Below are 25,153 nucleotides of genomic sequence, written 5' to 3'. Positions count from 1 at the left end.
GGGCATTTGTCCTACAAACACCATAGACGAGGGCGACCCCGTGTTCCGTGCGTTTGGTCGTCTAGCCCAGCGCCGATGTGCCTCTCGCCCTGGCTGGATCTCTATAGCCCCTCGATTCGCGAAAATCTTGCTCAGTCTTTCAAGCTGTTCTGCTTGGCGAGTGCGGCCTCGACCCCCTGTGGAACCTTCATGTATGCATGCTTTCGCAGGCGTTGAAGCGAAAGGATGAAAAGCTTGAACGGCTTCGCTTCGCTGGCGTCAGTCACTTAGAGAGGCAATGGCACGTACCGGAGCCCGTGAAGCAGATGAGGACAAAACGATGAACGCTATCGAACTGCTCAAACAGGACCACGTCACTGTAAAAGTTCTCTTGGAACAGCTCAAAAACACCACAGAGCGGGGTGTGAAAACCCGCACCGAGCTGCTCCGCAGAATCGAAATCGAGCTGCTCATTCATACCACCATTGAGGAGCAGATCTTCTACCCCGCCTTCAAGGCTGCCGGCGAGAAAGACGAGAGCGTCATGTGGGCCGAGGCGAAGGAAGAGCACCGGACCGTGGATTCCCTGGTACTACCTGACCTTAAACAGACCCCGCCCTCTTCCCTCGAATTCGCCGGTCGGGCGAAAGTGCTCAAAGAGCTGGTGGAGCACCACATCGAGGAGGAGGAGAAGGAAATGTTTCCTAAAGCCTCCAAGCTGTTGGGTAAGCAGAAACTCGCAGAGCTTGGTGCCGAGATGGAGGCTCTTAAGAAGTCCATGAAGCAGGAACTGCAAAGCAACGCAGCCTGACTTGGAGGCTGGACGATGGGCATGCCGCAGTTGGACCCTGAAGACCTCCGAGATCGTGACTACCCGGTTCACGAAAGCATGCGTGTCCAGCGTCGCTTGTGGGCCCTGGAACGAATCGGTAGCTGGCTGCTTCTGCTCGTCGTCCTGCTCACCTTGCTAGGCCTGTTCTCCAAGGGGGTGCTGAGTAGCGTTGAGGCCAGGGGAGCCCAAGGGCGGCTGCACGTAGATTACGAACGCTTCCTGCGAAATGGTGCAACCAGCACCCTCGTAATAGACATCAAAGGCAAGCCGGGCGAGGCGCTAAGCCTGGAGCTTGAGGGTGAAATGCTTGAGGGAAGCACCGTGGAAAGCATCCATCCGCAACCGGAAAGCGGTGCCACCCATCGCAATACGGGGCTCAGCCTACGACTGCAGCCAGATGCGCAGGGACACGTTCGCGTCCACCTAGGCGTTCGCGCCGACGGGGTGGGGCTTTATCGCTCGCGCATTCTAGGTGGCGGCGAGACGATCGACCTGAGCCAGTTCATTTACCCCTGAAGGATTCGCCATGGACTCCGTGCTAAGGGCTGCAGCGATCTATTTCACGTTGCTAGTGATCTTCAAGTTCTCGGGACGGCGCTCGTTGTCGGAGTTGACCATATTCGACTTCGTCCTGCTGCTGATCATTGGCGAGGCCACCCAGCAGGCGTTGCTGGGCGATGATTTCTCCATCACCAATGCCGTCCTGGTGATTGCCACTCTGATTGCTATTGATGTGGGCTTTTCATTGATCAAATGGCGTTGGCCAGTCTTCGACCTTTGGCTTGAGGGCTCGCCCACAATTGTGGTGGAAAACGGGGTTCCTATTCAGGGGAGGCTAAAGGCTGCTCGCCTCCGAATCGAGGATGTACTTGAGTCTGCTCGAGAGAAGCAGGGACTGGAGCGGCTGGATCAGATCAAATTCGCGATTATCGAGAAGAACGGGAAGATTTCCGTTATTCCGCAAGATTGATGATTCCCAAGTGCTTCTGAGCGCACCAGGCGCCTTGCACAGGGGGGCATACGCAAAAGCCGGTAAACGATGAAGGGCTTGAATGGGACGTCCAAGTAACTATATTTGACGACGCCTATTCATTCGTCGGCCACGGTGATGAACGTCTGGAAAGTTACATATGACCTTCAGGGCCTCGTGCGTGAAGCGCAGCTATCCGCCCTGAATGTTCCAAGCACAGAAGCGATTGCGTTCGCGGTCTACTCGGATGCTTTCCCAGGAAAACCTCCTCCTGATGAGGCAGGCTCTATAGACGATTGGCTTTTCTGCGCGGGCATCGTTGTACTCAGCGTGACCCTTCTGCAGTGAGTACTACCATTCAGGACTGGCCTTTCAGGTGTACCCGCGCCGTGTCACTTCGTTTCCCAAGGCATGGCGATTCCGTTCTTGGCTCTAACGAGGTAGGCCTGCGCCACTGCCTTGGGGTCTGATCGGGTGGCTAACGCGCGCTCCACAATGTGGTTGCGAATCTCATCTGAATGCATGTCAGGACGCCACCACGCAATCTGCCGAACCAGTCCCTGGAGCTCTTCAGCGAGATCGTTGCCGGAGTCGCACTCACCAGTCACGCACCGACACCTCGTCGGGCGATAGCCACAGCAAACTCTTCATTCAGTGATTTGCTGAGCTTTTTGATGGCCGGCGCAGAGCTGAGCTGCACCGTGGGTAGACTTGGCAGGGTCACCACATCGCGGTTGGCCTTGTTGATGAACTGCAGCGTGACAGTGCCATCTGCCATCCGAGACGCTTCACACGCGTAGGCGGGCATGTAGATCTCAAACAGTCTACTGATATCGCCAGTAGTGAGGGTCATCCGAAGCTCCATCCCTTTCGAGCCAGTAAGATGACGTCAGAATAGCGAAGCGGACCCTTGAACGAAAAGCCGTTCGGCTATTTTCTGATCAATGCCCTTCTGGGTGATCAACCTGGCCTCATGACGAATCGGGTGACACCGGACAGCTGCTCCACGACCTGGCCATGAAGCGTGGGGTTGCGGAGCGGCGTGATGATCACGCGCTTAGATGGGAGCTGACCTTTGCAATGAATCTCATAGAGATGGCCGGCTTGGAAGATGGAAACTTCCGTCAGCTCCACCGCGGAAGGGCTGCTCTGGCTGTCGAAGCTAACATAGGCAAGTCCTCTGTAGAAAAGAACCGATTCCATAGCCAGTACCTCAATAAAACAGGGATTTGACGGCAAATTGGATAGAGAGTGTTGGCGCTGATGGAAAATTGACCCACCCTGCCGATTGAAATTTGACCCAGGGCGGATTGCTGATTTTGTTACCAGCAACTGTGGATAAGTCTACCAGCGCAGCTGCTTTTGAACCCACTCCCTCGCTGTCCCAGTTCAGCTGTTGAAGACCTGCCACATGCAGCCATGCAGCAGGCCGTCGTCACCATGAAATCAGAACGACTCATCGTCCTCCGGTTCCTGGCCGCCCTTACGCTTTCGCTCCCGTGATTTGATCTTGGCCTGGGCCGCCAAGCTACTGTGTTGCAGGCGATAGGACTCGTTACCGGTTTCGACGATGTGGCAGTGGTGGGTCAGCCGATCCAGCAGGGCGGTGGTCATCTTGGCGTCGCCGAACACGCTCGACCATTCGGCGAAGCTCAGGTTGGTGGTGATCACCACGCTGGTGTGTTCGTACAGCTTGGACAGCAGGTGAAACAGCAACGCACCGCCAGCCTGGCTGAACGGCAGATAACCCAGTTCGTCGAGGATGACCAGATCCATGCGCAGCAGTGCCTGGGCGATCCGCCCGGCTTTGCCGTCGTGTTTTTCGCGCTCCAGCAGATTGACCAGATCGACCGTGGAGTAGAAGCGCACGCGCTTGCCATGCCGGGTGATGCCGGACACGGCCAGTGCGGTGGCCAGGTGGGTTTTGCCGGTGCCTGGGCCGCCGATCAGCACCACGTTCTGCGCGGTGTCGGTAAAACTCAGATTGGCCAGCTCGCTGATCAAGCGAGCGTCGGCGCTGGAGGCGCTGAAGTCGAAGCCGGCCAGATCGCGGTGCATCGGCAGCTTGGCCATGTTCATCTGGTGGCTCACCGAGCGCATGGCGCGATCTGTGTGCTCTTGTTCCAGCAGGTGTTCGAGCAGCCACTTGGACGAGGCTGTGTTCGACTCACCCTGTGCAGTTAACTCCGCCCAGGCCGTGGCCATGCCGTGCAGGCGCAGCTCCTTGAGTTCCGCCATCAAATCACGCATGACCGACCTCCTCGGCCTGGCCACGCAGGCGGTCGTAGCGCGCCGTGTTAGCGACGGGGGCTTCCTTGAGCGATAAGTGGGTTTCGACGCTGGGTGGTGGTTCGGATGCTGTCAGCCGTGCCACGACATTGAGGATGTGTTCGGCGCTCAGGCTGCCGCTCTCCAGTACCAGCTCAACGGCTACCAGCACGGCATCGAGTCCGGCGACCGGTACGGCAGCCAGGACTTGCGCCATGATCCGGTCACCGCCGGCATGACGCCCCAGACCGTGCTTAAGCTGACGCAGCGGCGCCGGCAGATCAGCAAAGGGCGCGCCGTTGCGCAGCGCACCGGGCTTGCGTTCGATCAGCGGGAGGTAGTGCTGCCAGTCATAGCTGACCTGGTCGCGATCCAGCAAGCGGACATGGCTGGCGATCAGCGCGTCGTCAGCCACCACCTCGATTCGCGTCGGATACAAACGGCTGCTGACCCACTTACCCGCGTACTCACACGGCACCGAGTAGCGGTTGCGCCCGACGCTGACCAGGCAGGTGCTGGAGACCCGCGCAGGCCGCTCGACGTAACCGTCGAATGGCGCTGGCACAGGCATCAGTTCAGCGCGCTCCAACTCCAGCACTTCGGCCACACTCAGCCCGCTGTATTGAGGGTGCGTCAGCTCGTTCCAAAGCGCGCGGCAGCGCTGGCCCAGCCAGGCATTGAGTTCCTCGAAGGAGTGAAACTGGCAGTCCTGGGCGTCTAGCCAGATACGCCTGCGGCTGTCTTGCACGTTCTTTTCAACGATGCCCTTTTCCCAACCAGCGGCGACGTTGCAGAAGTCCGGATCGAACAGGTAATGCGCGCACATCACCGCAAAGCGCGCATTCACCGCCCGGCCTTTGCCCTTATTGACCTTGTCGACGGCGGTCTTCATGTTGTCGTAGATGCCCCGGCGCGGCACGCCGCCCAAGGAGCCGAACGAGCGTGTATGGGCGTCAAATAACATCTCATGGCCCTGGCTCGGATACGCCACAAGCCAGAACGCACGGCTGGCACACAGCTTCAGATGTGCCACCTGCATACGCCGGTAAATGCCGCCGACCAGCAAGCCTTCCTCGCTCCAGTCAAACTGAAACGCCTCGCCAAGAGCAAAGGTCAGCGGCACAAAGGCCTGCGACGCCTTGCCCTGTCCCCCTCGCCAGGCACGGATAAACGCGGTGAGCTGGCTGTAGCCACCGTCATAACCATCGGCTTTGATTTGCGCCAACAGCGCCTTGGCACTGCGCCGCTGTTGCTTGGGGCGCAGAGAATCGGCTTTTAGCGCCTGCTCTAGCGTGGCGTGAAAAGGGCTGAGTTTGTTAAAGATCGCGCGGCGTTGGTAGACCGGCGGCTTGGCCTCAGGTGCTCTGACCCACTTGCGAATCGTGTTGCGCGCCAACCCGGTGCGCTTGGCTATCTCATGCAGCGACAGCTTGTCGCGGAAATACATCCGGCGAATTTTGCCCATCATTTCCATACTGATCACCCTGTGTTCTCCTGCTCAAAAATTGAGCAGAAGCAGTTGAACACCTGGGTCAGTTTTCAGTCGGCAGAACAGCCTCTACTGGGTCAGTTTTCGGTCAGCGGCAACACCTTCGGCCTCATCGAGGCCGGTACGCAGGGTAATGACGCGTTCCGTTTGAGGGTCGTAGCGCAGCAGTCGACCGTCGCCGTGGAGATCCTCTACGGCATAAAGGTAGTGGCCATCTGTAGCCAAGCCTTCAACGCTGTTTGCGCTGAATAGCTCATGTGTTCCGTGGTTATCCATCAGAAGGACAGGGTGCTCACCTTGCTCTTGGCTGAGGGCGACGCCTCCTTGATAGCGGACCATTCCATCAGGCTTAGACAGTCCTAGCTCTACCGCACTTAGTTTCTGGTCTGGAGCCAGTCGCAGTATGCGGCCTTCACCGTTCTGCATCTCTTGGCTTATGTAGAGCCCTCTTTTGTCGTCAGCAACCAATGCACTAACCCGTTCAACGGCATCTAGCCGTACGCTGTAGTCCCAGCCTGAGGCTGCGGTCACGGGGTACAGGTGTCGCCATGCGGGGAGCGCAGCGACGGCGAGAAGCAGGAGCAGGGCTATTGATATTCGATGTGACCAGATCCAGGTGAGTGGTCGCAGTAGATGCTCTGCATTCGCCCAGGGCAATATCGGGCGGTGTGCGATGGAGGGAGTTTCAGGGCTCATACGTAGCTCCTATAGGTGCATTCCCACATGCTCAGGACTCCTTGCGGAGCACATAGATACGCCAGGTTGCGTAACCTGGTGCTAGGTCCATGTGGGTCAAAATTTGGAAGCCGACACTGCGAAACTCAGTTTCTATCTGCTCTTTTGCAACTACCTGGCGGCACATGCCGTGGCCTGCGCGTAATAGAAAGCGCAGTGGTTTCCAAGCGGCTTTCCCATCTATCCAAAGCGACAGGATTACCGTGTCGCGTGTAACACGATGGAGCTCTCGGAGCAGAGCCAGGCGTTGGTCGGCCGATTCAACCTGCTGCAGTAGATGCATGCAGAAAATAGAGTCGACGGCGTTTTCTCCCAGCTGGATAGCTGATGCAGTGGACTGCAGTGCGCAGACTTGTTCAGGGATGCCTACTGAGTGATTTTCCTGCGCTTGAGCCAGCTGCTCTGCCGAGCTGTAGGCTGCGAGCACCAATCGATTTGGGTGACTGGTTAGCAGCGCCCAATAAGTGCCCACACAGCTGGATAGATCGAGGACAAGATTGGGGTCGCCGGCGGCGCGGAGTGCTCGACGAGCCATCCTGTTCTTGCGCCACAGCACGAAGCGGTCAGCGACACCAATGTCAGGTAGTTGGTGATTAGGCTGATGGAGTGGATCGCGTTGGTGTGAGAGATCCAACTCGACTAGTTTCGAACTTGTTTGCGACATGAGCTCTAGCTCCGAGATTGGCAAGATGGTGCCAATCTACGGAGGTAGTTGTCGGCGGGGCGTTAAAAGGCCGTGAAAAAAGTGTCAAGCCTTCTCTGATAGAACAATCGAGAAGCGGCTCCCTATTTTTTCTTGTGACTCAACCAGGATCTTCCAGCCTTTTTGCTGACAGATTCGTCTGACTATAGACAGGCCAAGTCCAAGACCTTCGCCCCTTGCCGATTCGCCTCGAACAAATGAGTTGAAGATCCTCTCACGGTCGTTTTGCGAAATCCCCGGGCCAGTATCTTCGACACGAAAGCCCCCTGCCTCCACGATCAAACGCACTTCACCTGTTTCTGTGTAATGCAGTGCATTGCGTAGCAGGTTGGACATTACTGTGCGTAGCAGGGCTGAGTCGTAGAGCTCGTTGTTATCAAGCTCACCCAGCAGATGGAAGGAGAGGCCTTTCTCTTCGAAGTGAGGTCCCCATTGACGTGCCTGCTCAACCGCCAACTCACTAAGTGATTTCTCCTCGGTCAGGCTGGTCTGCCCAAGGCCGGCACGCGCCAGTTGCAGAAAAGTCTGCACCAGATCTTTCATGTCTGTGCCGGCACGACTAATCCGGTCAACCTGGGACTGCTCATGCTCGGTCAGTCTAGGGGAAGTGGATAACAGCTCGCAGGAGCTAGAGATCACCATCAGCGGAGTGCGCAATTCATGGCTGACGTCACTGGTGAAGAGGCGTTCTCGCTCGAGTGAGTGTCGCAGTTGCCCGAGTGTCTCATCGAAGGCCGCGGCCAATCGGCCAACCTCATCATCCGGGTAGTCGGGGGCAAGCTTGGGGGCCATCGGTAGCAACTGGTCCCTGTGGCGTACTTGTTGAGCAAGTCGCCGCACAGGCGTCATTACTCGCCTTGCCAGCAGGCGTCCCAGCCCCCAGGCTCCAACGACGCTTAACAGGAAACCGCCCAGCACGACATCGAACAGTGCTTGCTCGCGAGCTTCAAACTCATGCTGCTCCTGTTCAAGAATGTCCTGATGCCCCTCATGGCTACGTTTGAATACGTAGTAGGCCTCACTGTTGGTAGCCACTACCTCTGAAAATCCATCGGGTAGGTGCGCGTACTGAGCGGGTAGGTTCTTGTTCCTAGAGCTGTAGTACTTCGTACTGGCGTCGATCCAGGCGGGCTCAATGCCCTTGGCCTCCTGGCGCATGGCGAACTCGAGCTCGTGGCTGAGCTCCTCGGAGACAAGATGCTCTTCTATAAAGTGCACGATCGCCACGATGCCTAGAGAGAAGGTGCCACTGACGATCAATGTCATCAGCGCAAAGGCAATGACAATTCGGCGCTCAAGAGGCTGCTTATTTGGCGACTGCATGCGGCGCTCCATGTTTGCGGTCGTGGGTTAGTGCCGCTTGGCACTCACAGACCCTGATTGGTCTGATGGACATACTTCCTATAGCAGGAGAGCACGGTGAAGGTTCCGCCTCATGGCAAGCCATTGGCCTACCTTCGCAAATTCTTCGGGGATGCGCTGACGAAGCTCGTGATGCAGAGCGCAGCATTTACGGACCGACAAGCTGCGGGTGGAAGGCTGTGTGCACTTTGAGCATCTGTGGGAGGAGAGGGCTAGGCAGAATAAATTGAGACTTTAGGCTGCCATTTATAAAAGAATCGTGAAAAAAACCTAAAATAAGCGTGATATCAGCGACTTCTGACCCTGCTGGAGATGAGTGCGATAACTCTCCCTGGCTTCGCTCTAGGTCGCTCGAAAGCATTGATCTAGAGCGGATAATCCTCTGGTTTGATGCTTATTTGGTTCTGGATATTTGCTGTGTATAGAACGCTCAGCAGACTGTTAAACCAACGAATTCTTCACAAACTCCAGACGTTGTCTTCACATCCCCGTCCCTAGGCTGCGCTCCAACTTTCAAGTGCAGTTCCTGGGGGACCTAAGTGTCTACTTCTCCGCTACATTCTCTTACCCAACGCCTTAGCAGTTGGCGCTTCAGGGCGACGCCCAGCAAGCTGGTTTTGATAGTCGCAGCGTGGCTAATGCTGACGGCAAACTGGTCTTTCTGGCGTGTTGTCTGGGATGGGGTTAGTGGCTGGGGTAACGGGAACATCCTGTTTCTGGCCAGCCTGCCAATCTTCGTGCTGTGCTGGCTTTACCTATTGCTCAGCCTGCTGGCATGGGGGCGGTTAAGTAAGCCGGTACTCTGCATGTTGGTTCTGGTTTCTGCAGGTGCGGGCTATTTCATGAATACCTACGGCATCGTGATTGATTATTCGATGCTGACCAATGTGGTACAGACCGATCAGGCAGAGGCGCTTGACCTGGTCAATGGGCGCCTGATTGCCTGGATTGCATGTTTTGGCGTGGTTCCAGCGCTACTAATTCTGCGCACTCAGCTGACCTCGCGTGGTTGGAAGCGTGAGGTCTCTGCCAAATTAGGTGGTATGGGTGTAGCGACCGTTTGCCTGCTAGCGGTCGCCTTCGCTTTTTACCAACCTTACGCCTCACTAATCCGCAATCACCGCGAGGTTCGTTTGTTGCTTGTCCCATCGAATGTGGTGGCGGCAGCACATGGCTATCTCAAACGTGAGTTAGCAAGCCCAACTAAATTGGAGCTCGTCGGCGAGGATGCCCATCGCGTTGCCCGAGCAGGCTCTGGTGGGAAGCCTCGTGTGACTGTGGTCGTGGTTGGTGAAACGGCGCGCGCTGCCAACTTTTCCCTTAATGGCTACGCCCGTGAGACCAACCCGGAGCTAGGGCTGCGTGGCGTGGTGAATTTCCCTAAGACTACTTCGTGCGGTACCTCAACAGCCGTTTCTGTGCCGTGCATGTTCCTCGACGTGGGGCATGACAACTACAAGGACAGCATGGCGGGGAACCGTGAGGGGCTGCTGGATGTGTTGCAGAGAGCCGGGGTCGAAGTGCTTTGGCGTGACAACAATTCCGGGTGCAAGGGTGCCTGTGATCGAGTACCCCATGAAGATCTATCGAATCTGGACGTTCCAACGCTATGTGCCGAGGGAGAGTGTCAGGATGAGATCTTGCTGTATGACCTACAACGCTACCTTGATCAGTTGAATAAGGACGCGGTAATCGTATTGCATATGAAGGGCAGCCATGGGCCTGCTTACTACAAGCGCTATCCCAAGGCTTTTGAGACGTTCACTCCGGTGTGCGAGAGCAACCAGCTAGACCAATGCTCTCGAGAAAGCATTGTGAATGCATACGACAACAGTATTACCTACACGGACTACGTGTTGTCCGCGGCCATCGATCTACTGCAAAGCAACTCGAAGCGCTTGGACACCGCCATGCTTTATGTCTCTGACCATGGTGAGTCCTTGGGGGAGGGTGGGATCTACCTGCACGGTCTACCTTATGCGATGGCGCCTAGCGAGCAGACCCATGTCCCAATGGTTCTGTGGTTGTCCAGCGGCATGGAAGAGAGTAGTGGGGTGAGCAGTCAGTGCATGAAGCAGCATGCTGAGACGGAGGTGTCCCAGGACTATCTGTTCCACTCGGTGCTCAGCTTGATGCAGGTGAAGACCTCTGCATACCAGCGAGATCTAGATCTGTTTCTTCCCTGCCAGGCTGAGCGCACAGCTCAAGCTGATTAACTGAGGCTGGCATCCAAAGGGGCAGGTAGGGGTAGTCGGTTGTTCCGATACCACGCTAGAGATCAAGGACAGAGTTGTTCGAGGGTGATGCTTTGCAGCGTATCCGTCCGGCCAACTCACCTTCCGAACTCCAGCATTAAGGACGATGGTGTCCGCGTATTTTTAAGCGGACGCGATAGCCCTTATCGCCGGGATTTCCATGCGCCAACGAAGCTCTTACCCCAAACCGTTCAAGGCCCAGGTTGTTCAGGAGTGCCTGCAACCCGGTGCGACCGTTTCCAGCGTTGCCATCCGCCACGGCATCAATGCCAACGTCATTCGCAAGTGGCTACCGCTTTATCGAGATCAACTGCCAGCGGCGTTGCCGGCGTTCGTTCCTGCGAGAGTTACGCCAAAACGACCAGTTGAACCAGCTGTGATTATCGAGCTACCGCTGGGCGAGCAATCGATCACAGTGAAATGGCCAGCTTCCGATCCTGAAGGATGCGCCCGCTTTGTCCGGGGGCTCGCCCAGTGATCCGTATCGATAGTATCTGGCTCGCCACCGAACCCATGGATATGCGCGCGGGCACTGAAACCGCGTTGGCCCGCGTGGTGGCGGTGTTCGGTGCGGCGAAGCCGCACTGCGCCTATCTGTTCGCCAATCGCCGCGCCAACCGCATGAAAGTCCTGGTGCATGACGGCGTGGGTATCTGGCTGGCCGCGCGGCGATTGAACCAGGGCAAGTTTCACTGGCCAGGCATCCGCCACGGCTCGGAAGTTGAACTCGACACCGAGCAACTTCAGGCGTTGGTACTGGGGCTGCCCTGGCAGCGGGTCGGTGCGGGCGGCGCGATCACAGTGCTGTAGCACCGGCTATTAGCCCATCGGTGTATCTGCGCAGAGCGTCTGCTCTGGCACAATCAGCAGCATGAACTCCTCGCCCAATCTCGACCAACTGACAGCTGAGCAACTGCGCACACTGGCCGCGCAGTTGCTGACGCAGGTCGACGTGATGGGCAAGAAAATCCACCGTGATCAAACCATCATTGAGCAGCTCACACACGAAATCGCTTGGTACAAACGGCACAAGTTTGCCAAGCGTAGCGAGCAACTGAGCCCTGACCAGGGTAGCTTGCTGGACGACCTGCTCGACACTGACATCGCCGCCATCGAGGCGGAGCTGAAAGCTGTCAATCCCCCGGTTGCTCCAGCCGAACCCCGCCAACAGCCCAAGCGCACACCGCTGCCGGCACAATTTCCGCGCACCGTGATCCGCCACGAACCGGAGAACACCCAATGCGCCTGCGGCTGCCAGCTGCAACGCATCGGTGAAGGCTGAATCGCCCCAGGTTTTCTAGACACTCTCCAAGCTCTGGAAATAGCGCTTTTCAAACTCCACTGGCGATAGCTGCATAGCGCTGCTGTGCCGGCGCTTGGGGTTATAAAACATCTCGATGTAATCGAACACATCACTGCGGGCTTCTTCGCGGGTGCCGTAGGTTTTCCGTCGGATGCGTTCCCGCTTCAGCAACTGGAAAAAGCTTTCCGCGACCGCGTTGTCGTGGCAGTTGCCGCGTCGACTCATGCTGCTGATCAGGTTGTTGGCCTTGAGGAAACTCTGCCAGTCCGAGCTGCTGAACTGGCTGCCCTGGTCGGAGTGGATCATCACTTCCTGCTTGGGCTTTCGCCGCCACACCGCCATCAACAGGGCATCAATGGCCAGGTCGCTGCACATCCGTGGCTTCATCGACCAGCCAATCACTTGGCGCGAAAACAGATCCAGTACCACCGCCAAGTACAACCAACCCTCATAGGTGCGGATGTAAGTGATGTCGGTGACCCAGACCTTGTTCGGTTCACTGACGTTGAACTTCCGCTCCAGACGGTTGGGCGAGGTCACAGTCGGCTTGCCACCATAGTACCCGGGGCGCCGACGATAACCGGTCTGCGAGCGCAGTCCCTCTCCCCGCATCAGGCGAGCCACGCGGTGCCGACCACAAGACTCGCCCAGCTCACGCAGGTCGTCGTGGATCTTGCGGTAGCCGTAGACCCCGCCGCTTTCCAACCAGGCATGCTTGATCAATCCGAGCAGACGCTGATCCTCCTTGGCGCGTGCAGATTTCGGCTCGGCCAGCCAGGCGTAGTAACCGCTGGGATGTACCTGGAGGGTCTGGCAGAGGCGCCGCACCGGGTACTCCACCGACAGCTTGCTGATAACGGCGTACTTCAGCCGGACTCCTTGGCAAAGTACGCGGCGGCCTTTTTTAGGATGTCTCGCTCTTCGGTCACTCGCTTGAGTTCAGCGCGCAAACGACGCAGTTCGGCTTGCTGATCATCTACCTGCTGCCGCTGTACTTGGGGCTTGCTGTAGCGCTTTACCCAGGCGTACAGGCTATGTGCGGACACACCTACTCACCTCGGGGGAGTATGGAGAGAGATGGCATCGGAACACCTAAAACGATACTGTATGAACAAACAGTATTTGAGATGATCCGACGCCGGTCAATCAGAACCGGAAGAGACGCCGACAGGTGGAGTGGACGGTCTCAGTCCTCGACCAACTCAGCGCGGCTGATCTGGATCTGCTTCGGCGCCTCGATGCCCACGCGGATATGCCCGTTGTGCTGACCTCGATGCATGTGGATGGTGATGCCATCGCGCAGTAGCAGCGCGAGTAGTTTCTCAGTGTCGACGCCGGGGTCGATGGTGAGGCGGATGGTCTCGCCTTCGCGGCGAGTGACGGTCAGAAATCCCATGGCGAAATCCTTTTCCGGTTGGGGAATGTGCGTCCTGCGCGAGCAGTCTAGAACAGGAAGACGAGCACCAAATGTGCAGCTGCGCGCAGCTCGAGGAGGTAGTCGATGTGCGGAGGTGTTGAGGCCCGCGAGGCTGAGAAGGTCTGGAAAATCTACTTCCCCAATCCCAAGGCAGCCCTACCAGTGCTTCTGGAAGGCTCCGGCCAGCTCGATTGGATTCAGTGGGGCCGGCGCAAGGAAGAGCCTGGCGAAGGTCCACCTGGTGGCTGGGCAAGGCTCAGCACTGTGCAGGCCGGCGGGTGGGCCAAGTATCGGCCGCGGCAAGGGCTGGCAATGGTGCAGCGCTTCATGGAGAAGGACGGTCATCCGGGCGACAAGAACCGACAGTCCCACTGGTTCGATGTGCCGGAGGGCTCCGCTTTGGAGTGCTTGGTCATTGGGGAGGGCGAGCAGCGCCGGGTGTATATCGTGACTACCAACGCACCGGCTGAGTACACCTGGATTCATGATCGATGGCCGCTTCTCGCAGGTAGCTGCTAGCCCTTGGGTATCGCTCCGAGCGACAAGGTGACTGGGCAGTCAGTGACATTATGAATTTTCGCATAATTCCACATAATTCTCATGATGAGGCTTCGATTGCCAGGACTCCTGGCTTGCGCGGTGATTAATTGTCGATTCTCCTGGTTATGCGCTCGTTCCTGTCCTCCTGCGACTTTATAGAGAATTATTCCAGGGCGATAATTATTGGCCTGGAATAATTCTCTATAAAAGGCTGGGGCAACCGGTTGATCACCTATCGGCCTTGCCCATGGCGGATCATGTTGTGTGGAGAGAGCTAATGCGGGGCGATGCCACGCGGCAGCTACCGGCTGTCGGTTAAAGCTGAGATTGTCCCTTCTCGATTTCGCCGAGTACTCTATCGCCCCTTGCAACGGCTCGAGCTCGATTAATCTGAGCGTCTCTAGTGAGAGCAGGATCACTGAAGGCTCAGCCGTTGAGCGCATCAGCTATAGTCGCCTAAAGGCAGTTGGTCAGGAGACTCACTTCCGAATGAATCCGTCTGACAAGCTGGGCGACCATTTAGAACATTGGAGATTGGGATGACAAAGCCTGTTGCCGTCGCAAACTGGTTTGTGAACAACCTAAGCGACCATGCGGCTGGCGAGGTCGTAACGCATCTGCAGGTGCAGAAGCTTCTCTACTTCGCGCAAGCTTGGCATTTGATGGCCTTAGATCGGCCATTGTTTGATGAAGACATGCAAGCATGGCCTCATGGTCCGGTAGTACCTTCCGTTTGGCACGAATTTAAGCGCTACGGCTGGCAACCGATCGTACCTGGTGGCGCATCCGAAGGTATTGATGCGGACTCTCTTAATATATTGGAGCAGGTTCGCGATGCTTACGGCTCATTTGCTGCCAAGAAGCTTGAAGCTATGACTCACTCCGAGCGTCCTTGGATCAGCGCCCGCGGCGGCCGCGACCCTGAGGAGCGTTGCGAGGAAGTGATTTCAAAGGACTCAATTCTTAGCTTCTATAAGGAGGTTTACGGGGAGTTGGAAGATGGTGAAGAAACTACCCAAGGATAAAATACACCAGCAAGCACAGTCCGCTAGCAAGCTATCTCCCATTGAAGAGAAAGTCTTTTCTCTTAATAACACAATGAACGGCGGCTCGGCTGACAATGAAAACCCATTTGTCACACTAAAATATTTTTGCAACGCCTTTGAGTGCTTTTCTGCATGGGAGAAAGATGAGCTCAAAAGTTTCAGCGACTTTATTTCTGCGCTTCGCGATCGAACCTGGCGCCAGGTTTTAGAAACCAGCGGGAAAGGCGATAACAAAGCCGGTTTAGCCTATACGCAGTACGATATAGCCACTATAAAAAATGGCGCCGAAGAACATCTGAAGAGAGTGCGAAAGCAGATCGGAGACGACATCACATTCTTCGAACTACGAGTGAACCAAAAAATGCGCGTTCATGGTTTTCGAGCAAAAGCCGCATTCTTTTTAGTTCTACTGGATCGCGAGCATCGAGTTTTTCCTTCCTGAGCCAAACCGCCAAGTGGCAGGTTTTCTCTACCACGCTTTCTCTAAGCGTAGAGTTCTATCGGTATAGCATTCGTTCTGACCAACCGCCGCTCGCAGCAGCTAGTAAAAAGCCAGGCAATACCTGGCTTTTTCATCCAACGAGATAGGCCCTACTGCAACCAGCCTTGAACCTTCGCAGCCCCGTACTTGTCTTTCCAAGCCTTCAGCACTTTATTGTTGCCGCCTTTGGTTTCTACAATCTCGCCAGTTTCTTCGTTTTTGTAAACTTTGAGCTGGCGCTGACGGCGGTTTCCTCTAGTGGTAGGAACAGGTGTTGCTCCAAGAGAGCAGGCCTGCGGATCGAGCAGAGCAATGATTCCCTTCAGGCCAAATCCATATTCAGCCATCAATTCGCGAAGCTTCTCCTCAAACTCAATCTCTCGCTTAAGTCCATCGTCATTTTTCAGCTCATTTAGCTGTTTAAGTTGGGCGGCGAGTTGGGCTTCAAGTGCCTTGAATTCAGCAAGTTTGGACATACATCGGCCTTTTCTAAGGAATGGCTGGGGAGCACCACTCTACTTGGAGGCTGGTTTTGGTGAAAGATGTCATAAGGTCAGACCTAGCGTTGCCGCCAAGAGCCATCCCGCGAGAGCGCTCGAGGAGTTCAGAAAAGGCGTTGCCAGTCCCTGTTAGCGAGCTCTCTACACACTTCAGGGGCGCCACCAAAGCATCGCCTCGATACGCTCATCATTTGCGCCACGGAGTGGTATGTGACCGGTAATCCATCCTGGTTCAGAAGCACACCATTTGCGCCTGTCAAAAGAGCATGGCCGGCTACGACATCATGCGCGCCCACCGATACAAGGGACGCACCTGCGATTGCATCACCGACGGCAACTCGTGCTAACCGATAGGCAATGCTTGGCATGGGACAACAATTAGCGGGCGAACATAACTCTGCATTCAGGTCAGCTTTACTACCTGCAGCTGTACTCATCAGAACCTGGCTACCAGACGTTAGTGGCCCACGTTGCAACCCTGAAAGAACTTCCTCCCCATTGCGAATGACGCGGGAGCATCCTTCCGCCCAAGCAATGCAATCAGGACCACGGTCGACCGTGATCGGCGCATAGACCACGCCAAGAACCGGCCTAGAACCACGCAGTAGCCCGACAGAAATAGCTGATCCCTGTCGCCCGAGCAGGAAATCTCTAGTCCCGTCGTTGGGATCAACAACCCAACAGTATTCATGCCCAGAAAGGTGATAGCCGGTTTCCTCTCCCCAGAAATCGCAGCCCAGCAGTTCAAGCAAGCTTTTGCGTAGAAGTACTTCGATCTCTGTGTCCACGCTTGCTTTATCCCCCGAGCCCCTGGGCCCACCTGAGCGCTTCCACTCAGCAGCCAGCAGTTTGCCAGCCAACTGCACGCACTTGGTAACTGGGGCTAGTAACTCGACGCAGCTCATACAAGCCTCCAAAAGCAAGAAGTTAGTGCCCCACAAGCCTCAGATGAAGACTTAGAAAAGCGCTAACAACTGATAGTGATAGCGCTGTGAGAAACTCAGTCGGTAGAGCGAAGTGGAATCGGAGTCGCTCGGGGAAAGCCCCAACGAGAACCCGCAAATTGATGGCGCAGCATCATCGCTCGACGGGCACCTCAACTCGTAGCTTGGTGCCAGCTCGCTGATCAGATCTTCGACTATGTCAGGCGGAGCATGCACCCGACTGAGAATGGCTAAATCTTCGGGCAGGTCATCAGCCACTCGTTGAGAGAACCCTTCAAGGGTCGACTCTGCCAACACATACAACCAAGCCTGGTCATCAGCCGCTCCAGTTCGACGCAAAACACGCCCTAACACCTGGCGGTAATGCAACTCCGTGCGAATACGGCTGAGGTAGCAACAAACCTGCAATCGGGGGATATCTGTCCCTTCGCTGATCATCCCCACAGCTACGATCCAACGAGAAGCGCCATGCCTGAACTCGTTAATTCCATCCTGAGCACGTTTATCTCTGTTGGTCACGATTCGGCATGATTCACCCCTAGCCTCAAGTGCCAGCGCTACTTGGTGCGCATGCTCAACATCAGTGGCAACCACCAGACCGCCTGCATCCGGCTTAACCTTTCTGAGGTCATCGAGTTTTGCGATCGCAAGACCGAGCATCTGACTGATGATTTCAGGGTTCCGAAGCAGCTCCTCATAGGAAACCGGGGACTCACAGAGCAACTGATTAAAACTAGGGAAAAGTCGTACTGGGTTGTCACCACTGGACTCCTCCGTCAGCTTCACAGAGTGATTGTCCAGCAGCACGATGCGAGGGGCGCGACAAACATTATCTGAAATGGCCTCGCGGAGCCCGTAGCGGTAGTCGCAGACTAATCGACCTTCTGCTGTCGAATAGCGAGCCAGTGCAATGCCCTTATCATCGGAACGCCAAGGCGTCCCTGAGAGCGCCAAGGTGAAGGCTGCCTGATCCTGGACGTTCTGGATGATTTGCTGGCCCCAAGCATTGCTCAGAAGGAGATCATGACCGGCGCAATGATGAATCTCATCGAAAATAGCCAACACTCGATAGTTTTCTAGGAGCGCCCAGAAAGCTTCATCCTGGTAGTCCATTGCCTGATAGGTACAAGCAGCTCCCACAGCACCAATGAGACCATCAAGGCGCCTACCCAAGACCTTGGAAAAGGTAGATCGGAAACCTTCGACGACTTGGCACGAGGGTGCGAAACAGAGCACAAGATCGATCTTGTCCAGCTGGAGCAAGCGATTGGCAAGCTCTGCAGCCATCCAAGTCTTTCCAGCCCCAGGCGTAGCCTGACAGAAGAAGTGCGGCGCAACAGCGTACCGTTCTAGGGCAGCATCAATGCATCGACGCTGCCATTCTCTTAGCGTCGACTTCATGCTTTGGGTGCGAAGGTCTTTAGAGTTTTCTCGACCGCTCGAAGGTGCCCAAGAAGCCGAGAGCTTCGATCTCGCGCGTCGAAATATTCCACTTCAACCCTAGGCTTTAGGTGGGGCATGTCATCAAGGAGTTGCTTGTACCGCTCCGTTTCGCCCATCGACGTCAGAAAGTCGAGGCGAATTTCCTTCTGCAGTGATTCCAAATGCTCTAGTACGTCTGCCTCCGTGACGGAAGGGGACACCGAAGCTGAACTCCCAACCTGTGGTAACTCCAGCAGTGGAGGAGAAGTCGAAGTGAATCTGCCATCCACAAGCTCAAGATCAAGACCTGAAGGGATTGGTCCTAGATGGTAGACCTGACCGCGCTTTCGTCGCACTTCGTCGTAGGTAACCCAGCCCACGCGCAGCATCCGTCGAATCTGCTCATACACGTAATAACGAACTTCCGTGATGTCAAAGCTCACGCTGCCTAAGCACTGGGCGTAGGCGTCACGCAGATCACGAGTCGTAAATTTCGCGAACCTATCCTGCTGCAGCAGCTGGTACAGCCGACTATCGAAAGTGAATGAATCCGATTTCATGCGGGTACCTGGAACGGGTCGCGCGGAACAGCCGAAAATACGGATTATAGTCCGTGGCCGAATAGTCCGCAAACACAGGATAGTGCCGGCTCACAAGAGCCGAGGCGGCCATGGGTCAGCTTGCGATCGCATTGGGCAAGTCAATCCGAGCACATAGGAAAGCCAAGGGCATTCCACAGGATGCCCTAGCGTTGGCATGCAAAATTGATCGGAGCTACATGGGACGTATCGAGCGAGGCGAGGTAAACCTCACTGTTGAAAAGCTGTACAAAATTGCAGAAATACTTCAGTGCGAGCCAGCGGCACTACTTCCCGCAGTCTTCTGACTCACCACCTAACGCCCTACAGTGAGCCTATTAGGTTTCCTTTGATGGAAGCTTGATCACCTTGGCTGCTTTGCCTGCTTTCCTGAACAGCGGGGTCTCCTCCAAGAACTCAGCAGGGTCGATATTCTTTCTCCTAGCAATCATCGAGGCGTAGAGCACTCTTTCCCGCTCCCTGCTCAGCTGCCGGGTTAATTCTTCGACCTGCGCCTTCAGCTTAACGATCTGTTGGTCGTATTCGCGGATCCTGGCAGTTTCCAAAGAAACTACCTGATCAAAGTACTGCTCTCCTCCTGCGTAGTTCTTTGTCAGGCTTTTAACACGCTGAAACTCGCGGACAAAATCCTTGTTTCGCCAGAGAGTAGGCTTGGATATACCGCATTTCTCCACCATGTAATTCCAGCAGAAGAGCTCTGGTGAAATCAATTGCCTCTCAAACTGCTGGAGAGTAGAGAAAGCAACATCCCATTGATTAGCAGATATAGTCACTATCAAGTCGCCCCGCACTGAAAGACACAGTCACTCGGGATAGAACCCTCATGAACAAATGGTTGATAGTCTTGACTTTGTTCAACCTGCTCCTGAGTGAGAACAATATCAGAACGATCCAGTATGTAACTTGCATTTCTGAAAACCGTCATTTGATGCTCAATATGCATCTCAACAGACTCAACCGGAACGTCCGGCCTATTAATTGCTTCGAATAACCTGGAAAGCTCATTCTCTGCGCGACTGCGCTCCGCCTCGATCTGCTTTACTTGTATTGGATCAGACATATCCACTACAAATTCCCGACAACCTTTCCCAGCATTTCCGGTTAAGCATTTTAGGTGAAACTCACAGGGCTTGAGGTTGATGTCGCGAAAACAATGACCGAGGGGGCCATAATGAACAGTTTGCAGAGTGTTGTTGAGGTAGCCTTGGATATGCTCATCTGAAACATTAGTCCCAGACCAAGACTTGACCTTATTGGCTAGCTCACCAATGAACCTAGACTGCTCAGAGAGCATCAATTCACTTACTTTAGCGGCCCGCTCTCGTGGAGTCTGATGATCATAATGATCGCCTTGACTGTCAGTTCTACCCATCCATTTATTCACGATACTTGCAGCTAAGCCCGCGCGAAAAAGAGAATTGGTTTGCCAATGCCTTCCCTTGTGGCTTTGAAAAGACTTAATCAGCTTCTCATCTGCAGCAATGCCATAGCGGAAGAACGCCGAGCGGGCAATATTGGTCGGCTTTATTACATGCAGTACAGCATGATAATCAAAGATGGAAGGTAAGTATTCATTATACACGCCACCCAGAGAGGCCGGAACCAAGAACAGGTAATCAGATACCTGCTGATTTATTCCAAAGGATGCAGAGCTTATTTGCATCCCATCCGCCAAGAATTCTTCCTTAATATCCTCAACTAGCGCCGCAGAAACTCTAGAGTTAATTGAAACAAAAGAGCTCTCCACAGCATCAATAATACTGCTTTGATCAATTAGAAAGCCATACGCAGCACGATATCTAAGCTCTGATGGCAGAGGTGATGGTCTATAGAAATTTTTTCGCGCACTAGAAAGCTTTAAAAATGAGTAAAAGCTTCTCTCTGAATCGAGTGCCACTGAGGTCAGTGTCTTCTGGTTAAAAAACTCAGGGAATAACTGCTCAGCATCAAGCACAGGAATGTACTTGGCTTTATCATATCCGCCACCCACAACCGTACGCACTGCAAGTAGGGCGTCCGCGCGACTTAGATAGACAGTTCGACGCCCGTGTAAAGAGGGCTCCCCGGTGAATGCAAAACATTCAAAGGATGACATGATCCAGAGTTTCAATTTATCTTTGAATGCGAAACGATCTTTAGACCCGTTCTTAGCCGGCTGACGGCCATGGAGGATTTCGAAAACCTCATCGTAAAGCAAAAAGCCGCGCCTTAACTCGACAAGCTCTTTGATGCGCTTCTTAAGATCCCTACCTTGCACATAGTGAGCGCATTTTTTCTTGCCTAATGGCTTAGAAATCAAATTGAAGCCATTGGCTCTATAGAATTTCAGAAGCGAAGCAGCAGACGTAGAACTCGAAGCAACTGGTAGATATTCAGCAAGATTCTTCAGCTCAATCATTTCATCGTCTGAAACGCTTTTCAAAAGATGCAGACGAGATTTTGTGTCGGCGACATTCGAGCGGACCTTGCAGTGCAACCTCTCGAGAGCGTTCTGCACTTCGGACTCAATTTTATTTGCTCTTGCGTGGAATCGCTCTTTCAACTCGTCAGCAAAGGAGCCGTTCTCAATGCTCAAAGCCCGAGCTCTGTAGGGCTGGCAAATATTATTGATGCTATCAACCGCATCGCTGAATGCAGACCGCCATATGGTAGGGACATATCTAGCAATGGGCTCAGACCCTTTTTCGGTCCAGACCCGGCAATACATTTCTCCGCCTATCTCAACCAAACAATTTTTGGGGAGACGAAGAATTTCACCTATTCTCAGACCCAATCCAAACTGAAAGACCTGAGTTAAAACTGCAAGATAATCAATTTGCGCTCTAAGGCTCCCATCCCACTGCGTCTTGATAGCCCATTTTAACGCGATTATTGCCTTAATAAGCTCTGGAAGGGGCAGTTTGTCACCAGCCTCCAAGCGGCCATATTTATCTCTCTCCTCAAGGTCGTGTGCACCAATCAGATCGAAGTTCTGCGGTGCCAACCCGGAGTCGAATAAGAAACGAACAAAGTAGTTAATCGCTCTACAAGGACCTGCGGGATATTTGTACCTCGACTGCAAAAAGCCAAAGGTGCGAAAGTAATAGTCCTGATCTAGGTCTACCAGGGAAGTGGAGCCTTGCGATACGAAATTTTTAATGGGTGAAATCAAATCGCGCACGCGCGAGAAAGAAACTTGCTTGCTTGAGGCTCGTCTTTCCCATAAATAATTTACAATAAAGACCTTATTCAATAGCGTCAGCTCTTGGCTGCATGAGCCTCTAGCAAATAAGTTTAATTTTTCCCGCCCCTTATATCTCCAAACATCCTCCTGCCAGGTAGAGCCTTTAAAGACAACAAGCTTTGAAAATTGCACCTCAGCACTGCTTGCAAGTTTCTTTAGCTTTAGCAGCAACTCTTCATGCAGGATATCTCTAACCACTTTAACCTGCATTAGAATTCCTTAGAATTAATCAGCAAAACTTCATTGCCTTCTGAATACGCTATGGCGGCATGACAACCGGCAATTGCCTGGTCAATTACTGACACGACATTGGCTGTACTAATCATAAGTAATTGTTCCTTTCTCTCTATTAGTCCCTCCAATGCGGCCTCATGCGCTACAGTACTTTTGTTCGGACAAAATCTACTGCAGGAGTAGCAAGTAATGGCTGGCTCCTCAAAGCAAATCGACTTTGATGCACACTTCCCAATAACATTGAAATTTCTGGGCTCACAAACCTGGCTATATACATTACCCTTGAGCTCACCTTCCTTCATCCATGCAGCCGTAAAGTGTTTCTGCTCAATGCGGTTCAGCGTCGCAGCCTCAAGAATTTCCCACATTTCGTGAGTAAAGCGAAAATAATGCTTAATACTACTTGTGCCTTCATGATCCAAAAGATCAGCTACTTCTTCAGGGGTGCAACCAGACATAACAGCCTGGGTCCCTACCGTGTATCGAAATCTATAAGCACACAAGTTGAATCTCTTACCGGTTCTAGGCGACAGAGGCAGTCTATGCTCATTACCCCAAAGCATATAATTAATTCGGCATGAAGATTTATGATACTGCACGGACATCTTCGCTTCATCCGCGAAATAATCACTCGAAATTCTCTCGTCATCTTCCCAATAGTGACTCCCTCGGGAATTACCGTCGGCCTCTAGATCTATAGCCTTAGGCGAAATAAATATGGGTAACTCCCCAGGATCGAAACCAATCGGGGTATCGGAAGAATTAATATAAAATTCTAGTAGATTGGCTGTTCTTTCTGAGAGAAGCCTGGAGCTGAACTTACTTCTTCTTTTAGCAGATCGCTGTTTCACACGCGGAACGTTCAAGTATCGAACGCCAGTTACAACGTCTTTGATGAAGTCTTTTCGCTTCAGCATAGAAAGCTGAATAGGCCTCAAGCCGAAACACAAACAGAGGTCCAAGATCAGACGAAAAGCTAGCGGGAGCGATTCGTTGTCTACTTGAGCAGATAGTATGGTGATCTCTTCTTTGCTAAATGGACCTCTTTCCTCATCCATCATAAAGAGAGACAAATACGAATTTTTTCTTCCCGAGTAGTCACGAAGCCTCATAAAATCTTCGTACTTATCTAGACACAACCATTCATATTCATGCAAGAGAGCGAACCGCAAGAATTCTTTGCAAGTCGAAATAAACTGCTGCCTATGTCTTCCGTTTAACGCAGAAACCTCATCAAGGAAGTCATTTAGACTAGTCCCTCTAGTCAACTCTTTAGCAAGCCTGTCGATGAATTTGAATTTATGCCGGACAGTTGAAGAAAGATTCCGCTCTAAAATATATCGCAAATAGCTTGCAACGATTCCCTTTAAGTCATAATCCAGATAATTTATATACTCAGACCTGAGATATGTGAACTCACTAGTATCATCGGGAACTATTATTACGTTTCGAAAGTCACCCTTAGAATCAAGTAGCTCAACTCGGTAACCTAGACGACTGCTTACGAATCTCTCATTCTCTTGGATATCTGAAATAATTTCAGCAGTAGGTGAAAGGCGTACATCCTTAGCTGAAATCATTGCTTATTTTCCTGCGAACGAAGTATCTCCTCCTGTAGAAGAACTTGCAGGCCTGCAACTTTGGCTTGTATTGACCCTCTAGAATAACGGTCAGGCATATCACTGTTTCTAGCCCAGCCTCCCGCTGCCTCCTGAATAGGCGCCTTCATTATCTTGCGGCTTAATCCACTAGCTCCTTTGAATTTCTTATCCAGCGCTTGATTCAGAAGATCATGAAATGTGTTACGTAGGCGGTGGGGGCTTAACAATCCAGAAAACTCAGGGTGCCGCAGGATAAGTTCATTCAATATCGAGTTTGGCGTTTGGACCGACAATGGATTTCCATCACGGCATGAAAGAAATAAATAGCTAGATCTCTGCCAGCCTTCGAACTCTTTTCTTACATGGACTATGTAATGCTCAATCAGGGATGCGAAATCATCGTGTAACTCAACTTGCCGACCATAGGTTTTTACGGACGGAGACTCTGCGCGCGGATAGTTGATTACATCAGTGTTCTTCAATATATCGAAATACTTCCTCCTACCCGTAAGCTGAAAATCGTTCAGCTTTAATAGTAGCGTCTCACCCTTTCTATTCCCCGCAAGCATCAGAAGCAGCAGAAATATATAGTTCCGCCACTTCACCTTTGACGACTTCCAAGGATTACTCTTATTACTATAATCAGGGTCGATGATAGTTATGAACTTCACCTGCAGCTCAGGAGTAAGGCCAATCTTGTCTTTCCTGTCGCCCTTGTAAGGAGACTTAAGGTACAGCTTAAATCCTGCGTCCATTCGTTCATATAAACGCTTTGCTGCCTTTAGCTGCTGTATATTTCGCGAATATTGCCCCTCGTAAAAGAGCCAAAGGTATTCTAAAAATTTTCTTGCTCCCCGCATTCTAGCGCTATACCAGTTCTCGCCCACTCGCTCCCCGGATTGTAGGCCGTATCCACAATATGAGGAGAATGACTCAATCTCACCGATAGTGAACGGCACAAGATCCACTATCCGCTGAATCAAATTAATATTCTTGCTCTCGCAGAACCTATACAGGGCCAGAATTGAATTCTGGTCCACCCTTATTGTGTTAGGTTTCGCACCATTATCGAATCGTTGTAGTGCATATGCTCCGGCAAATAGATCAATTTGATCGTTTTCAGCCACGAGCTGGAGTTTGAGCCCACCTAACTTAGTGAACTCAACTTGGACTAATGAATATCGAGAGGGCTTCAAATGACACACCGCACAAGAACGAGCGCGGCAGCCTAGAGGCAGCTAGATGAGGAG

The 25,153-nt window shown here is 53.3% G+C and carries 26 protein-coding genes and 2 pseudogenes; 11 read left to right on the top strand and 17 right to left on the bottom strand.

Going from position 1 to position 25,153, the window contains the following annotated elements; all coding sequences use genetic code 11:
- The first annotated feature begins 319 nt into the window (after positions 1–319).
- Genes HSX14_RS00830 through HSX14_RS00820 form a run of 3 tightly spaced genes read left to right on the top strand, consistent with a single transcriptional unit; the run spans position 320 to position 1,781 of the window.
- The gene (locus HSX14_RS00830; protein ID WP_111264773.1) at positions 320–790 is read left to right on the top strand and encodes a PA2171 family ribosome-binding persister protein; all 471 of its coding nucleotides are present in this window, start codon (positions 320–322) and stop codon (positions 788–790) included.
- Between the two features lie 21 nt (positions 791–811).
- Positions 812–1,327: a hypothetical protein gene (locus HSX14_RS00825; protein ID WP_173180390.1), complete on the top strand. Its 516-nt coding sequence runs from the start codon at positions 812–814 to the stop codon at positions 1,325–1,327.
- A 10-nt stretch (positions 1,328–1,337) separates the two neighbouring features.
- Positions 1,338–1,781 (top strand): DUF421 domain-containing protein, encoded by a 444-nt coding sequence (locus tag HSX14_RS00820; RefSeq protein WP_173180389.1) that lies wholly within the window; start codon positions 1,338–1,340, stop codon positions 1,779–1,781.
- Positions 1,782–2,385: 604 nt separating this feature from the next.
- Here the strand turns inward: HSX14_RS00820 and HSX14_RS00815 are convergent.
- From HSX14_RS00815 to HSX14_RS00785, 7 genes are all read right to left on the bottom strand, one after another.
- Positions 2,386–2,634, bottom strand: coding sequence for a hypothetical protein (locus tag HSX14_RS00815; RefSeq protein WP_173180388.1), 249 nt, complete (start codon positions 2,632–2,634; stop codon positions 2,386–2,388).
- A gap of 107 nt (positions 2,635–2,741) precedes the next feature.
- Positions 2,742–2,984 (bottom strand): hypothetical protein, encoded by a 243-nt coding sequence (locus HSX14_RS00810; RefSeq protein WP_173180387.1) that lies wholly within the window; start codon positions 2,982–2,984, stop codon positions 2,742–2,744.
- A gap of 243 nt (positions 2,985–3,227) precedes the next feature.
- A complete protein-coding gene (gene istB, locus HSX14_RS00805; RefSeq protein WP_013983152.1) occupies positions 3,228–4,031 on the bottom strand; it encodes an IS21-like element ISPst3 family helper ATPase IstB in 804 nt (267 codons plus the stop codon).
- Complete coding sequence (gene istA / locus HSX14_RS00800) at positions 4,024–5,523, bottom strand: IS21-like element ISPst3 family transposase (RefSeq protein ID WP_123789347.1); 1,500 nt, start codon at positions 5,521–5,523, stop codon at positions 4,024–4,026. Before istA ends, istB begins: the two co-directional genes overlap by 8 nt.
- A gap of 84 nt (positions 5,524–5,607) precedes the next feature.
- On the bottom strand, positions 5,608–6,234 hold the full coding sequence (locus HSX14_RS00795; protein ID WP_173180411.1) for a hypothetical protein: 627 nt from the start codon (positions 6,232–6,234) through the stop codon (positions 5,608–5,610).
- A 31-nt stretch (positions 6,235–6,265) separates the two neighbouring features.
- Positions 6,266–6,937, bottom strand: a complete 672-nt coding sequence (locus tag HSX14_RS00790) for a class I SAM-dependent methyltransferase (RefSeq protein WP_021703120.1) — start codon at positions 6,935–6,937, stop codon at positions 6,266–6,268.
- An 84-nt stretch (positions 6,938–7,021) separates the two neighbouring features.
- Positions 7,022–8,299, bottom strand: a complete 1,278-nt coding sequence (locus tag HSX14_RS00785; RefSeq protein ID WP_021218881.1) for a sensor histidine kinase — start codon at positions 8,297–8,299, stop codon at positions 7,022–7,024.
- Positions 8,300–8,976: 677 nt separating this feature from the next.
- Between HSX14_RS00785 and HSX14_RS00780 the strand changes: the two genes are divergently transcribed.
- The 4 genes and pseudogenes from HSX14_RS00780 to HSX14_RS00765 all read left to right on the top strand — a co-directional run.
- Positions 8,977–10,554 carry a phosphoethanolamine transferase gene (locus HSX14_RS00780; RefSeq protein WP_051241802.1) on the top strand — a complete coding sequence of 526 codons (1,578 nt, stop codon included), beginning with the start codon at positions 8,977–8,979 and terminating at the stop codon, positions 10,552–10,554.
- Positions 10,555–10,753: 199 nt separating this feature from the next.
- Positions 10,754–11,071, top strand: coding sequence for an IS66-like element accessory protein TnpA (gene tnpA / locus HSX14_RS00775; RefSeq protein WP_003282986.1), 318 nt, complete (start codon positions 10,754–10,756; stop codon positions 11,069–11,071).
- Positions 11,068–11,403: an IS66 family insertion sequence element accessory protein TnpB gene (gene tnpB / locus HSX14_RS31070; protein ID WP_003282984.1), complete on the top strand. Its 336-nt coding sequence runs from the start codon at positions 11,068–11,070 to the stop codon at positions 11,401–11,403. The genes tnpA and tnpB overlap by 4 nt, the downstream gene beginning before the upstream one ends.
- Before the next feature lie 61 nt (positions 11,404–11,464).
- Positions 11,465–11,869: pseudogene (locus tag HSX14_RS00765) on the top strand (transposase domain-containing protein); the annotation flags it as partial.
- A gap of 21 nt (positions 11,870–11,890) precedes the next feature.
- Here the strand turns inward: HSX14_RS00765 and HSX14_RS00760 are convergent.
- Together HSX14_RS00760 and HSX14_RS00755 are read right to left on the bottom strand one after the other, a co-directional pair.
- Positions 11,891–12,948, bottom strand: a pseudogene (locus tag HSX14_RS00760) (IS3 family transposase); the annotation flags it as partial.
- A 134-nt stretch (positions 12,949–13,082) separates the two neighbouring features.
- Entirely contained in the window at positions 13,083–13,292 is a 210-nt protein-coding gene (locus HSX14_RS00755; RefSeq protein WP_021218877.1) for a carbon storage regulator, read from the bottom strand.
- Positions 13,293–13,397: 105 nt separating this feature from the next.
- Between HSX14_RS00755 and HSX14_RS00750 the strand changes: the two genes are divergently transcribed.
- The 3 genes from HSX14_RS00750 to HSX14_RS00740 all read left to right on the top strand — a co-directional run bounded on the left by HSX14_RS00750 (position 13,398) and on the right by HSX14_RS00740 (position 15,341).
- Positions 13,398–13,832 carry a hypothetical protein gene (locus tag HSX14_RS00750; RefSeq protein ID WP_021218876.1) on the top strand — a complete coding sequence of 145 codons (435 nt, stop codon included), beginning with the start codon at positions 13,398–13,400 and terminating at the stop codon, positions 13,830–13,832.
- Between the two features lie 560 nt (positions 13,833–14,392).
- Positions 14,393–14,878 carry a Panacea domain-containing protein gene (locus tag HSX14_RS00745; protein ID WP_021218875.1) on the top strand — a complete coding sequence of 162 codons (486 nt, stop codon included), beginning with the start codon at positions 14,393–14,395 and terminating at the stop codon, positions 14,876–14,878.
- The gene (locus HSX14_RS00740) at positions 14,853–15,341 is read left to right on the top strand and encodes a hypothetical protein (protein ID WP_021703200.1); all 489 of its coding nucleotides are present in this window, start codon (positions 14,853–14,855) and stop codon (positions 15,339–15,341) included. The genes HSX14_RS00745 and HSX14_RS00740 overlap by 26 nt, the downstream gene beginning before the upstream one ends.
- Positions 15,342–15,490: 149 nt before the next feature.
- Here HSX14_RS00740 and HSX14_RS00735 read toward each other — a convergent pair whose 3' ends face one another.
- The 4 genes from HSX14_RS00735 to HSX14_RS00720 form a co-directional block, all read right to left on the bottom strand.
- On the bottom strand, positions 15,491–15,856 hold the full coding sequence (locus HSX14_RS00735; RefSeq protein ID WP_021703201.1) for a histone-like nucleoid-structuring protein, MvaT/MvaU family: 366 nt from the start codon (positions 15,854–15,856) through the stop codon (positions 15,491–15,493).
- 128 nt (positions 15,857–15,984) lie between these two features.
- Positions 15,985–16,785: an inositol monophosphatase family protein gene (locus HSX14_RS00730; protein ID WP_081672160.1), complete on the bottom strand. Its 801-nt coding sequence runs from the start codon at positions 16,783–16,785 to the stop codon at positions 15,985–15,987.
- Between the two features lie 51 nt (positions 16,786–16,836).
- Positions 16,837–18,225, bottom strand: coding sequence for a DEAD/DEAH box helicase (locus HSX14_RS00725; RefSeq protein ID WP_031287506.1), 1,389 nt, complete (start codon positions 18,223–18,225; stop codon positions 16,837–16,839).
- Entirely contained in the window at positions 18,222–18,806 is a 585-nt protein-coding gene (locus HSX14_RS00720; protein ID WP_021218872.1) for a hypothetical protein, read from the bottom strand. Before HSX14_RS00720 ends, HSX14_RS00725 begins: the two co-directional genes overlap by 4 nt.
- Before the next feature lie 110 nt (positions 18,807–18,916).
- On the opposite strand from HSX14_RS00720, the gene HSX14_RS00715 reads away from it, so the two are divergent.
- A complete protein-coding gene (locus HSX14_RS00715; protein ID WP_021702156.1) occupies positions 18,917–19,132 on the top strand; it encodes a helix-turn-helix domain-containing protein in 216 nt (71 codons plus the stop codon).
- A gap of 30 nt (positions 19,133–19,162) precedes the next feature.
- On the opposite strand, the gene HSX14_RS00710 is transcribed toward HSX14_RS00715, so the two are convergent.
- Genes HSX14_RS00710 through HSX14_RS00695 form a run of 4 tightly spaced genes read right to left on the bottom strand, consistent with a single transcriptional unit; the run spans position 19,163 to position 25,099 of the window.
- Positions 19,163–19,618 carry a hypothetical protein gene (locus HSX14_RS00710; RefSeq protein ID WP_031287504.1) on the bottom strand — a complete coding sequence of 152 codons (456 nt, stop codon included), beginning with the start codon at positions 19,616–19,618 and terminating at the stop codon, positions 19,163–19,165.
- A gap of 2 nt (positions 19,619–19,620) precedes the next feature.
- Positions 19,621–22,278, bottom strand: coding sequence for a hypothetical protein (locus HSX14_RS00705; RefSeq protein ID WP_052716963.1), 2,658 nt, complete (start codon positions 22,276–22,278; stop codon positions 19,621–19,623).
- Positions 22,278–23,882 (bottom strand): hypothetical protein, encoded by a 1,605-nt coding sequence (locus tag HSX14_RS00700; RefSeq protein WP_021702154.1) that lies wholly within the window; start codon positions 23,880–23,882, stop codon positions 22,278–22,280. Before HSX14_RS00700 ends, HSX14_RS00705 begins: the two co-directional genes overlap by 1 nt.
- Entirely contained in the window at positions 23,879–25,099 is a 1,221-nt protein-coding gene (locus HSX14_RS00695; RefSeq protein WP_021702153.1) for a tyrosine-type recombinase/integrase, read from the bottom strand. Before HSX14_RS00695 ends, HSX14_RS00700 begins: the two co-directional genes overlap by 4 nt.
- Positions 25,100–25,153: the final 54 nt, after the last annotated feature.

Origin of the sequence: Pseudomonas tohonis, from assembly GCF_012767755.2 — a bacterium.
GTDB classification, from domain to species: Bacteria; Pseudomonadota; Gammaproteobacteria; order Pseudomonadales; family Pseudomonadaceae; genus Metapseudomonas; species Metapseudomonas tohonis.
The sequence above is the reverse complement of the archived record's forward strand: the minus strand, read 5'-3'. Positions and strand labels throughout refer to the sequence as shown.